Source organism: Simiduia sp. 21SJ11W-1 (genome assembly GCF_024138675.1).
Classification (GTDB): domain Bacteria; phylum Pseudomonadota; class Gammaproteobacteria; order Pseudomonadales; family Cellvibrionaceae; genus Simiduia.
This window is the reverse complement of record NZ_CP090959.1, coordinates 953,913-966,226: the sequence shown is the minus strand read 5'-3', so window position 1 is coordinate 966,226 and position 12,314 is coordinate 953,913. Positions and strand designations below refer to the sequence as shown.

Sequence of the window (12,314 nt, the reverse complement as noted above, 5' to 3'; positions counted from 1 at the left end):
GTCATGAGCGACGAACCCCCCAGTAGTTTGAAGCAGCCGGAGAAGTCTTGGCTGCGAAAATTACTCGACACCTTCACCACCGAACCCACATCGCGCGCCGAATTGCTGGCCATCATCAAAGAGGCCGCCGAGCGCAACCTGTTTGACCAGGAAGCCCTGCACATCATCGAAGGCGCTCTGGAAGTCTCTGACCAGCGCGTGCACGACATCCTGGTACCGCGCTCCAAAATGGTGGTGGTGCGCATTGAAGAAACGCCCGAACAATTCCTGCCCCGCATTATCGAATCCGGCCACTCGCGCTTTCCTGTGATTGAAGAATCAACAGATAACGTGCGCGGCATTTTGCTGGCCAAAGATTTGCTGCCCCTGGTACTTGGCGGCAAAGAAGAATTCTGCCTGGAAAACGTGATTCGCCCGGCCAACATCATTCCCGAGAGCAAGCGGCTGAATATTTTGCTGCGCGAGTTCCGCGAAAACCGCTACCACATGGCCATGGTGCTCGATGAATACGGCGGCATCTCGGGGCTTGTGACCATTGAAGATATTCTTGAGGAAATCGTCGGCGAAATTGAAGACGAAACCGATGAAGAAGATCACGACACCGACATCCGCAAGCTCGATGAAAACGCCTTCGTGGTGCGCGCACTCACCGCAGTGGAAGATTTCAACGAGTACTTCAGCGCGGGCTTCCCCGAAGATGAGTTTGATACCATCGGCGGCGTGGTGCTCAACGCCTTCGGCCATTTAGCCAAGCGCAATGAATCTGTCACTATCGATGGCTACAGCTTCACCGTACTCTACTCAGACAGCCGCAAGCTGCACCTGCTGCGGGTTTCTCCCCCACAGGAAGCCTGAGCCACGGCGCCTGCGAGCCAATAAAAACAGCAACAGGATCAACCGCCCGTGCCCAATTTACCCTCTCGCGGCCCCCTAGCCTGGGCCGCTGCCCTGGCCGCGGGCCTGTGCCAACCCCTGGGGCTTGCACCCTTTAACCTGTGGCCGGTGTCACTGCTGGGGCTGATCGGTTTTTTTGCCCTGTTAATACGCCCCAAAGCACAACTGGCGGCACTCGCCTTTGCCTTCGCCGTGGGTATGTACGGCCTTGGCGTAAGTTGGGTGTATGTGAGCATCAACACCTTCGGCCAGGCGCCCGTCTTGCTCGCATTGTTGCTTACAGGCCTGTGGGTGACTTTTCTGGCGCTGGTATTTGCCCTGCCCTACGGGCTCTGGCAACGCCGGCTGCCCGGCCCCCTGCCACTGTGGGCGCTGCCGCCTTTGTGGCTGCTGGGCGAGTGGCTACGCAGCTGGCTGTTTACGGGCTTCCCCTGGCTCTATGCAGGCTACGGCCACCTCACCTCGCCGTTGGCAGGCTGGGCTCCGGTGCTCGGCATCTTTGGCCTGGGGCTGATCATCGCCACCACCGCCGCACTCGCATTGGCCCTGTGGCAGCGCCAGCCTGGCCGCTGGCTGGCATTGGCCGGGGTTGCCGGGCTTTGGGGCGCAGGCGCCGCGCTACAGCAGGTTGCCTGGACAACACCGGCAGGCCCTGTGCGCACCGTGGCCATGGTGCAACCGAATATTCCACAGCAGCACAAGTGGGACCCAGACTGGCTCATGCCCACCTACGACAGGCTGCTCACCCAAAGCAAAGCATTGTGGGGGCACAACTGGCTGGTTTGGCCAGAGGCTGCACTGCCCACACTCATGAGCGAGGCCCAACCCTTCATGGCCCGCCAGGCCGAAGTGGCGCGCGAGTCTGATACCAGCCTGGTGACGGGTGTGATCGTCAACGAACCCCATGTCATTGAGCGCGACGGCCGGCGCTTGCTCGGCCAGCGCTATTACAACAGCCTGGTGGTGTTAGGCATGGGGCAAGGGGTCTACCACAAGCAGCGCCTGGTGCCCTTTGGCGAGTACGTGCCCTTTGATCAACAGCTGCGCGGGGTGATTGAATTTTTCGATTTGCCCATGTCGGTGTTGCACCGTGGGCCTGCAAACCAGCAACCACTGATGCTCGGCCACACACCCGTATGGCCTGCCGTGTGTTATGAAATTGTGTACCCGGATCTCATCGCCGCTGGCGCACGCCGCGCCGAGGCCATACTCACGGTAAGCAACGATGCCTGGTTTGGCCGCTCAATCGCGCCCATCCAACACCTGCAAATGGCGCAAATGCGCGCACTCGAAACCCGGCGCCCCGTGGTGCGCGCCACCAATAACGGATTTTCAGCCATCATCAACGCACGCGGTGAAATCACCGCCCAAGCCCCGCAATTTGAGCTCACCTCCCTAAGCGGCAGCCTGCTGCCTGCGCGCGGCAACACCCCCTACATGCTTACCGGCAGTTGGCCGGTGGTGTGCCTGAGCCTACTGGCCCTGACGCTGCTGATCTGGCGGGCGAAGCGGGCGCGCCCCTGACTACACCATCAAAATACGCACATAAATAAAAAGGCCGGGTAACGTTCACCCGGCCTTTGTTGTGGCATTTTATTGTGTTTTAACTGCAGCCTTTACTTGTAACGCGCCCGCAACCCTGCCTTAGCCATCAAAATACTTGCGTGGTAAAACAGGGCAGTTCGCGGCAGATGGAATCATCTTTAAGCGATAACGCGTAGGCATCACCCCGGTGATCAGTACCAAAGCTGCGCGCAACCAACCGGCGATCGGCATTGACCACCTGCTGCTCGTACAGCGCCACAATATCCTCGCGGCTCAGCTTCTCCAGGTTGGCCGCAAGCTGCTCGCGACTGTCGAAGGTATAAATACCCGAAACCATATCGTTCCAATATCGGTTAGCACGCTGCATGAGAACAGTATCGTTACGCCGCAGGCCGTTTAAAAGCGCCGTTTTATATTGGTCAAACGCTTTGTCGTCCATCGCCCGCAGCGTGGCGCTATAGCCCTGCACAAAGTCATCGATTCTGCGCGCTAACTCTTGTGGGCCGGCTTTTGGCGACTGAATCATAAACACAAGCCCCGGCACCTCAGGGCGACCCCCGAAGAATGCCGAAGAGGCATTTACCGCATAACCCATTTGCTGTTCGGTACGCAGTTCAGTGTAGAACGCCTCACGCAAAAGCTGACCAAGCAGCAAATAGCGCGCCCTCTCCGCGAAGGACGCATCAACGCCCTGATAATAAATACCGATAGCGGAATCTGTGTGGTCCACATCCAGTTCTACCAGGGTTTCCCCAACCGGCAGTGCGTGCACGTCACCAAGCACCAGTTTGCCCGGTGTCTTCCCTTGCATAAACTGGGCATGCAAATTCTCGCCAATTTGCTTTGCTTCTTCGGCGCGGTAGTTGCCGTACACCATCACTTCCATGTTGATGCGATCGTAGAAATGGTTGACGTAATGCTGCAGCTCTTTGAGGGTAATGGCTTCCATTTCCGGAATCAGGCCCGCCCGATCAAAGGGGCGTGTTAGCACGGCATCGCGCGTAGCATTCAGCACCTGTTGGGCCGGAATATTTTTTTGCCAATCTCGCCACTGCTGTAAGAACTGCGCCTTTTTGACTTCGAAACGCTCGGGGTCGATTGTGAAATTCTTAAACCCCGCCATGGCAAGCTGCAACAACTCCGGCTGCTTTTCCGTATAGCCCTCTACACCAAAGGAAAAACCGGCACTGTTTGAATCCATGTACAAGCGCATACCCGACTTCTCGGCAGCAGCCTTGGTTTCCTGAAGGGAATCGCGCAACAAACTGGAATATAAATTGGCCAGGGCGCGATGCCTTAATGAATTTGATGCGACATCTGCGTGAATAAACACCGCCACGCGACCCTTGGGCACCTTGAACTCGGTATCCTGCTGGTGATACAGCGCAAAGCCCGGAGCCTCCATCACGGGCACCGGGTGATCTGTTACCTTGGTGGCTGTTTTTACAGTTTGCTCACCGGTGGCAAAGCGGTTTTGCGCCGGCAGCTGGTAAGCCACGTAATTTTCGGCCTTGCGCCAGCGTGCGAGTTCCTCTGCACCAATCTGCGTTACCTGGTAGTGCACGTCATAGAGCGCATCGTAGCGATCGGCTGCCAGCGCCGGGCCCGCGATAACCACGCGCACATTGTCAGGGTTCAGGTGACCTAGAAATTTTTGAATGCCCGCTGGATCATAAGCGCCAACCATATAGGGCCAGTGCAGAATGTCCTCCGGGTTCGCCTTCAGCATTGCCTCAACAGTCCCCAAAACGGCACCCATGGAGTGAGGCGGTTCGGCAGACGCCAGGGCAAGCTCGATGTGCTTGCGCATTTCCTCAAAGCGCCACTCCTGCACGCCCTGCTCGCGAATTACCCGCAGCCAATCAAATACCGCAGCGGTGATTTTATCGGTATGCTTTGCACCTTCGTCAGTCAAGGCAAGTGCAACACTAAACACGCTTTGACGCTGATCAATAACGTTCTCCCAGGCGTTTAGCTCGTGCGCCCATCCCTTTTCCTTGAGCTGATCAAACAAGCCTCCCCGAGCTTTATCTGTCAGCAGCTGCGTAACATAGTGCGCCTGGCGCTTGGCGTGCTCTGCCAGCATATTGGGAATCGGGAATTGCAGCGATAACCTGTTGCCCTCCTGAATCGTTTTAACGTGAATTTTTTCCCCCAGATCTTCACTGCCAAGCCAGGGTACATCAGGAATACCTACGCCGGCGCTTGCGCTGTTGCGCCCCGGCAGCTCACTGAAATGCTGGCGCACCAACTGTGCAAGTTCAGCGGTTGAGCGGGTATCAATGATCGCCAGCACCATGTTTTCGGGCGTGTAGTGGGCGGCCATAAACTGCTTCAACTCGGCGTAAAGTTCGCCGTTTTCGCCAACCGCCAAGGTATCGTGATTGCCTACCGAAAATTTGTTGTAGGGGTGCACGGGGTTAGCTGTGAGCTTTTCAACCTGCGCAACGCGGCGCGCATCGGTTTTCAGCTTCAGCTGGTACTCCGCGTGCACGGCGTCTTTTTCTTTGTCGATCTGGCTTGGGTCCAGCAAGGGCGCACTGAAAAACTGCGACCAGCGGTCAAGGGCAGTTTCAAAATTGTCTGGCTGAATCACGAAGAAATAGCGCGTATTGGCCGAACTGGTAAAGGCATTTGTGCCACCACCGTGTTGGGAAACAAACGTCTGAAACTCACCCGGTTTGGGGTATTTTTCCGAACCCATAAACAACATGTGCTCCAGAAAGTGTGCCATGCCAGCCCGGTGAGCCGGATCGCCCATATAACCTACCGCAACATCCAGTGCCGCTGCAGATGTCTCCGTCTTTGGGTCGGAAATCACCACAACGCGCAGGCCATTTGCAAGCGTCAGGTATTCATATTCGCGATGATCAAGGGGCGGCTTACCCTTGGTGATGGTGCCAGCGAAGGCCTCGGGTGAAGGTTTCATGCACCCGGAGGTGCCAACCAGCACTAGCAGGGCGAGAAGGCCCATGTATAGAGAGCGAGCGTACATAGCAGAGATTCCCTTCTGTTATAGAATTTAATATTCCAGAGATAACAAAAAGGGAGAATAAAGAGTCTTCAGGCAAGATACCAGCCGCTGGATCAACTTCGCTGGCACTCTCTGCTTAATAACCAACTGGCGATCGGCATAGAACGCCCTTGCACACAGTTAGAAGGCGGTTCGGTAAAACGCCGCAAAACCAAGCGCGACCAGGCAGCCAATTGTGGCGCGCCCTTAACGATTGTGGCTGCCGTCGCAAAAGGGCACTTTCTGGCTCACCTTGCAGCCACAAAAGAATTTCTTTTCGGATTTTTCGGCTTTGAAGGCCACTGGCTCAAAGCCCGAGGCCTTGTGGCTGCCGTCGCAAAAGGGTTGCCTGGCACTTAAGCCGCAGGCGCACCAAAAATAGGTTTTTCCAGCTTCTACATCTACCACATAAGGCTGGTTTGCAGCGCGGGTTGGCTGGCTCATGGCGGGCTCCTTGTTTGAATGCCCGCAAAGTATAGCCCGTTAATTACCGCCACCTCCCAAAGGTCAATGGCTTACATAAACAGCTGCCCCGATCAATAGAGATCAATAGGGTCAGAGTCATTGATCCTTACCAACCCCTCTGTATTCAGCCGATTTCCTATCACCACCTCGCCCAGATGGTGAGGCTCTGCGCCCGGTCTTGGCTTCGATTTGCGCCTTAAATCGATCATCACCTAAAACCCAGGCTATGAAATCAATGACTCTGACCCCATTGATCGGCCCGTGCCCGAACACATACATTAGCTTTTATTCTGAACCCAATCACTTGGCTTATCACTGCATTGTTTCGACAAACCGTTGATGCATTTGCTTTATTGTGGCTCTTCGCATTTCCAAAGAGTCAAAGTCACAATGCCCGACGCCACGCAACCAGGTAAATTTAGCGTCTGACTTCGGATTACCTCGATCGCTGAGCATTTTTTCGTATACGTACATGGCATTGTTTAAGTAAAAATTATCCATATCGCCCATCCATATATGCAATTTTCCGGCGAGCTTCGGTCCTAACTCCGCCCAGTTTTGTTCGGTGTATAGACGCAAATCATACTTTGACCATTGCACCGCTATCGCCTTGTCAATCTTGCCGGTTTGAGGGTCCCAAATGGTTGCAGGCTTACCGTTACTGTCGCGAGGACTATATACTGCATTCCAACCACCCCATTGCCCACCCGAAGTAGCGAAGCTATTCCCGCGCCCCAACGCGTTTTCCATTTCGATCTCATGTTGAATGGAGAATATGACCTCCCCATCTTTGGCACGGTATGACGGGCGCACTTGACCGTACTCATTCACAAATGCATTGTCATCCTCGTATACATTTACGAGCTGAAAATGACGAAAATCAACACCATCAGCACTATATGACCAGGCGCCATTAAAGGTATCAGGGTAGAACAGTTGCACCGCTAAGCTTACCCACCCACCGGTTGAACACCCACTTACAAAACGCCCCTGAGCAGACTCAACAACATTCAGCTTGCTGGTAATATAAGGTAACAGCTCATTCCATGTGGCATCACCGTAGGGCCCATTGTTCGCCGAATTAATTTGATAAGGATCACCATAGGGCGCCTCACCATCGAGAAAAACAATTACCATCTGAGGCGTATCATCTCGCGACCAATAGGACTGAAACGCCTCATCGTTATGCCAACGTTGCGCCCGCGTGTAGCGTGCTCCATAGCCGCCTATATCAAAAAACAAAGGAAATCGTTTTGATGGCTCGTCATAATAGCTATGCGGCAACAATATCGCTGCTCGTAGAAAAATATCCCTCCCCCAGAACGCGCTTAAGGCCGGGCTTTTAAATTTAATGTACTTCAGGAAGCGCTCATCATCAGGCATTGTTTCCAACGGGATGGTTTTATTCAGATTAAAGGTCAACGACAATGACTGGCCATCTTCAACCGATATAATTTTCGACTCAGAATAATAATTACCTTCTGAATTAATCCCTGAGTCAATGAAGTTGGTGTCATAGATTGCCTGCACCGCGTATAAACCTGGTGATACATCTGAGAAATGAGCAAGTGGGAACCCCTTAAACTGCGACCCCGAAATCACCTTGGAACCTTCCAGTTTGGGCAAATCTACAGCAAACATAAGCTCAACATCCTGTGTCGGCCAAGCGCTGTAAAAGCGAGGCTCAGAGGACTGTACCGCTTTTTCAGAATTATCCATTTGGTTTGCTGGCACTAGCACCAAGTACAATCTTCCGGGTTTCTCAACAGTAGCACTGGGCTCAATTATTATTCGTGCCTCATCAGCAAAAGCCGTCAAATAGCCGCCAGCTGATACCAATGCGACCACCAGAACGAAGTAGACGCGTATAGACATGGAGCAACCCCATCAATGTAGTCGCTTCATCATAGCTCAAGGTTTACTTTATGGATAATGGGTGGCTTGTTTATAGATCAATAGTGATCAATAGGGTCAGAGTCATTGATCCTTACCAACCCCTCTGTATTCAGCCGATTTCCTATCACCACCTCGCCCAGATGGTGAGGCTCTGCGCACGGTCTTGGCTTCGATTTGCGCCTTAAATCGATCATCACCTAAAGCCCAGGCTATGAAATCAATGACTCTGACCCCATTGATCGTGACCCCATTGATCGAAGCCGCAGGCGCACCAAAAATAGGTTTTTCCGGCTTCTACATCTACCACATAAGGCTGGTTTGCAGCGCGGGTTGGCTGGCTCATGGCGGGCTCCTTGTTTGAATGCCCGCAAAGTATAGCCCGTTAATTGCAGCCACCTCCCAAAGGTCAATGGCTTACATAAACAGCTGCCCCACCCAAAAGCTCATCCAATAGCCCACGCTATAGGCCACCAGCAGGTAGCCGAACATAGACAAGTAGCTAATAAAATTAAGCTCTTTCACCTTGCTCATGGCAATAATGCCCGCCGCCGAACCGATCACCAGCAGCGAGCCGCCAACGCCCGTAGCGTAAGTGAGTGCAAGCCAACTGGCAGGCGACATAGCCACATCGGTTTTCAACAGCGCGGCGGTGAGCGGCACATTGTCGATCAATGCCGAGGTCAGGCCCATCAGGTAGTTGGCATAGTGCGGCGCCATGGCATCGTAGACGTTGGTCAGCGTGTTGAGCACGCCAATCTCCTTAAGCATGCCCACAATCAACAACACCCCCAGGAAGAACAACAAGGTGTCGAATTCGATCTCGCGGATGTAATGCATGATGTTGCGGTTGGTTTTGCGCATCAGGTATTGCGCAATCAAAAACATGCAGCTTAAGCCAAATAAAAAGGTCAGCACCGGGGGCACCTGATACGCAGCATTCAGCCCGAGTGTTGCGAAAATGGTGGCCACAAACACCAGCGCAATAATTACATCGGTGCGCTGGATCGGTTTGATTTCAGCATCAAAACGGATCCGCCCGCGCATGCGCACCCCCAGCATGGCCGCCAGCACCACCACACCACAAAGTGACGGCACAACAAGCAACAGCAAATCCAGCACCGAAACCTTGCCCGCAAGAAAAATCATCAAGGTGGTGACATCACCGGTAATGAGCGACACACCGCCACTGTTAACCGCAAACACCACCAGGGTTGCGTATTTCAGCCGCTTGCGCACCGCCACTTTCAAATTGGTAATAACCGCAAGGGAAACAAGGGTGGCGGTAACATTATCGGCAAAGGATGAAAACACAAAAGCAAAGGCGCCCAGTATTACCATCAGGGTGCGCTCGTGTAACTCCGCCGGCAGCATGCGCTGCACCAGCGACGACACAAAACCCTGGCTATTGAGGTAGGCCACAAAGGTCATGGCGGCCATTAAGAACAGCCAAAGGGTGGCGATTTCCAGCAGGTTTTCGTTGAGCTGGTGGGTTACCGCAGCAGAGCTTGCGCCCTCCATGGGCAGGATGTAGGCCAACAACCAGCAAAGTGTGCCCAGAAACAGCGTCGATTTTGCTTTGTTAATATGAATAACTTCTTCAAACACCACCAGCACAAAGGCCAGCAGCGCCAATCCAATAATCACCAGGCTCATAGTTCCCCCAATTTCAGGCGCGGCGATTCTACGCCCGGCGCGCCGGGGCATCCAAGGTGAAATTACCAAATGGCCACAATGCCTCGGCCACAGGGCACAAAACCCGCAGCCGCTGCGGCAGGCGGGTCAAAGGGGAAGTTTTTCAGGGGCGAAAAGGCTTAAGCGCTCGGCAATCAACCAGTACTGCCTCAAAGGCAACTCATTGATGAACGATATGAGGCCTATACGCCCTACACAGCCGAGGCGAGGTTGCGCAGCTTTGCGTAGGAAACGGGCACCTGGCGGCCTTCGGTAAGAAAGCGGCGAATGCTGATATCTTCCAGTTGTGGGGTCATCATGGCGAAGGTGTAGTGGCTGATGGTGCCGTCGCTCTGCCAGCCCAACTGAAAGCTGCCGAATACGCTGCCTTGGTGGGGCAGGTAAATGTGGCGGAAGAATTGGGTGTCTGCCACCGGCAGCTCCAGCCGCTCGGCCAATTGGGCAATCAAGGTGGCAGCGTTGCGCGCCAGCACAGGCTTGGTGGCGGTATCAGACATAAACAGTGCATATTTGCCCTGGTACTCAAACAGGCGAATCTGCAGCTGTACGGGATTGCCTTCTTTGTCGTGCAACTCTACAGAAGACAGGGTGGGCAATAAATTGGGCTTCATTCTGGGCTCCGCTAAAACTCGATTGACGCGTTACAGATGTAGTTGCCAAATTCCGTTCAGGCGGCAGCGGCCGTAAGGCTGCTTAGCAATCCGTTTATATGCTTGTGGTGCCCTGCTTTTACAGGCACGAGCTTGGCATCCAAGGGGCAATCCGCCACCCAGTTAAAGCGCCAACGCCACAAATTTGCACCGGATTCTTGTTCACGCCATTCCACAATTTGTAATCGCGCCGGGTCGCTTTCACACAGGCCCAGCAGCTGCTTGGCGAAGTGTTCGATGTTCTTGGCTAGCCGCCGGCCGGCCACATCGTCTTCCAGGCGCACAATCACTAAATCGGTACTGGCATCGCGGTGGCACAACAACTCTATGGCCACCAGCTGGCCCAGGCGGTTGCTTAATTCCACCCGGGTAAATTTGCTGTCACTAATGCACATCTCGACTCGCAAAACATTTCTTATCGTTATATTTCAGGCGCTCGGGCAAGCGAGAGCCTGAGCATCTGTTTCATCACACCTAAGGCCGCGCAGTCTACCATAGCGCCAAACGGAGCCAAGACCTTTTGCCCTTATTCCAAACTGGCTCACATTTTCGTTTCGAATTGTGACAAAAAGATGTTACCGGCAGCCCCAACCCCGGGGAAAGCCCGTAATACCCCTATAAAACGCCGGGAAATGAGATATTGCGGCCCTAAACAGAGCCGAGGGTGACGCGGTTGCGGCCGGCCTCTTTGGCGGCATAGAGCGCCTGATCGGCGGCCTCGATGAGCGCCCGGCCATCGCCAGTGCCGCTGGCCGCGCCGCCGCTCAAGGTCAGCACACCAAGCGGGCTTTCAGCGTGGGGCAAGGCCCGCGCCTGCACGGCGGCGCGCGCGCGCTCGGCGGCCTGTAGCGCGCCTTCGGGGTCGGTGTCGGGCAGCAATAGCATGAGCTCTTCACCGCCAAAGCGGTACAGCCGATCGCCCTTGCGCAGAGTGCCTTCAATGGCGCGGGCCACCGCTTTCAGGGCCTTGTCGCCTTTGGGGTGGCCGTAGTGATCGTTGTAGCGCTTGAACCAGTCGATATCGAGCAGTGCCACGCCGAAGGCTGACTTGCTGCGCCGGGCCGCGGCCTGGGTGTGGCCCAGGTCGCGCTCCATGGCACGCCGGTTGCCGATGCCCATGAGCGGGTCTATCAGGCTCAGGGCCTTCAGGCGCTCGTTATCGGTTTCAAGGGCCAGCTGGCGCTCAAGTATATGGGCGTAAGCGCGCACCAGATCCGTTTGGGTAATTACCCCCACCAGGCTGCCGCTGGCCGATAGCACCGGCAAATGCCGAATAGAGCGCTCCATGCAGGTGTTCAGGGCCGCCACCAGGCTGTCGTCTTCACACACGGTAACCGGCTCGGCGGCCATAATATCTGCCACGCACCCCAGTGCGCTGGCCGGTACCGCACCTGCCTCGGCCAGCTGGGCATCAAAGCAGTTCACCACATCGCGCTCGGTCACTATGCCCTTTAACTGGCCGGCCTCAACCACCAGCAGGCAGGAAACCCCGTGGGTGCGCATGGTGTGCACCGCCGATTGCACCGGGGCATCGGGCGGCACCCGCACTAGCCTGCGCGACATAAACTGCGCCGTGGGGATCTCTTGCAGTATGGGCATGGGTTAGTGAGCCGCCTGTGGCTGGAACATTTCGCAACCGCAGGCCTGGCAAGGCGCCAGCGTAACCAGCCCCCGCACCCGCGTAACCGCACCGCAGGCAAGGCACTGGAGGCGGCAATCCTGGGCTACCTCATCGGCCATCACCAGCTGCTCACCGTGGCTGATGTGCCGGTGCAGCCTTAGCCAATCAAGCCGGGCCGGGTCTGCCGCTTCCAGCAACCAGTAACCCGCGCGCGCCTCCAACATCAAAAGCTCCGAGCGCAGTTCGGCCAGGTAAGACTGCGCCTGGGCCACATCGTCTTTCAGGTAGGCTCCAACCAGGGCGGCCTCATCTTCCAGCATTTGCTCTGCGGCAAGCTCCAGGCGCACAAAGCTGTTTATTTCTTCGGCCAGGCCGTCACCGAGCTGGCGGCCCAGGTCTTCCGGTTGGGTTTCAGGCTTTGGTTGTTCGTGCATGGTTCACCTCCTACGGGCATTGCGGTGCGAATTACCCCTTCGCCGTACCATTCTGGCGGGCGAGGCCCTATAATTGGCCGCTTTGCGCAGCCTGCGCCGCACTC

Annotated in this window: 11 protein-coding genes; 2 read left to right on the top strand and 9 right to left on the bottom strand. The window is 55.4% G+C overall.

The features are described from left to right. Positions 1-3: 3 nt before the first annotated feature. Together L1F30_RS04280 and lnt are read left to right on the top strand one after the other, a co-directional pair. Positions 4-855: an HlyC/CorC family transporter gene (locus L1F30_RS04280; RefSeq protein WP_253359836.1), complete on the top strand. Its 852-nt coding sequence runs from the start codon at positions 4-6 to the stop codon at positions 853-855. A 48-nt stretch (positions 856-903) separates the two neighbouring features. Then, positions 904-2,418: an apolipoprotein N-acyltransferase gene (lnt, locus tag L1F30_RS04275; RefSeq protein ID WP_253359834.1), complete on the top strand. Its 1,515-nt coding sequence runs from the start codon at positions 904-906 to the stop codon at positions 2,416-2,418. A 127-nt stretch (positions 2,419-2,545) separates the two neighbouring features. Here lnt and L1F30_RS04270 read toward each other — a convergent pair whose 3' ends face one another. The 9 genes from L1F30_RS04270 to L1F30_RS04235 form a co-directional block, all read right to left on the bottom strand. Next, on the bottom strand, positions 2,546-5,434 hold the full coding sequence (locus tag L1F30_RS04270; RefSeq protein ID WP_253359832.1) for an insulinase family protein: 2,889 nt from the start codon (positions 5,432-5,434) through the stop codon (positions 2,546-2,548). A gap of 225 nt (positions 5,435-5,659) precedes the next feature. Continuing rightward, the gene (locus L1F30_RS04265; RefSeq protein ID WP_253359830.1) at positions 5,660-5,896 is read right to left on the bottom strand and encodes a CDGSH iron-sulfur domain-containing protein; all 237 of its coding nucleotides are present in this window, start codon (positions 5,894-5,896) and stop codon (positions 5,660-5,662) included. Between the two features lie 333 nt (positions 5,897-6,229). Continuing rightward, positions 6,230-7,792, bottom strand: a complete 1,563-nt coding sequence (locus L1F30_RS04260; RefSeq protein WP_253359828.1) for an alpha/beta hydrolase-fold protein — start codon at positions 7,790-7,792, stop codon at positions 6,230-6,232. Positions 7,793-8,030: 238 nt separating this feature from the next. Continuing rightward, a complete protein-coding gene (locus tag L1F30_RS17530) occupies positions 8,031-8,156 on the bottom strand; it encodes a hypothetical protein (RefSeq protein WP_256476026.1) in 126 nt (41 codons plus the stop codon). A 71-nt stretch (positions 8,157-8,227) separates the two neighbouring features. Then, positions 8,228-9,466 carry a sodium:proton antiporter NhaD gene (nhaD, locus tag L1F30_RS04255; protein WP_253359827.1) on the bottom strand — a complete coding sequence of 413 codons (1,239 nt, stop codon included), beginning with the start codon at positions 9,464-9,466 and terminating at the stop codon, positions 8,228-8,230. 230 nt (positions 9,467-9,696) lie between these two features. Beyond that, the gene (locus L1F30_RS04250; protein ID WP_253359825.1) at positions 9,697-10,116 is read right to left on the bottom strand and encodes a hypothetical protein; all 420 of its coding nucleotides are present in this window, start codon (positions 10,114-10,116) and stop codon (positions 9,697-9,699) included. 56 nt (positions 10,117-10,172) lie between these two features. Continuing rightward, positions 10,173-10,550, bottom strand: a complete 378-nt coding sequence (locus L1F30_RS04245) for a hypothetical protein (RefSeq protein ID WP_253359817.1) — start codon at positions 10,548-10,550, stop codon at positions 10,173-10,175. A 253-nt stretch (positions 10,551-10,803) separates the two neighbouring features. Next, positions 10,804-11,754 carry a GGDEF domain-containing protein gene (locus tag L1F30_RS04240; protein ID WP_253359816.1) on the bottom strand — a complete coding sequence of 317 codons (951 nt, stop codon included), beginning with the start codon at positions 11,752-11,754 and terminating at the stop codon, positions 10,804-10,806. Positions 11,755-11,757: 3 nt separating this feature from the next. Beyond that, complete coding sequence (locus tag L1F30_RS04235; RefSeq protein WP_253359814.1) at positions 11,758-12,210, bottom strand: zinc ribbon-containing protein; 453 nt, start codon at positions 12,208-12,210, stop codon at positions 11,758-11,760. Positions 12,211-12,314 lie beyond the last annotated feature (104 nt).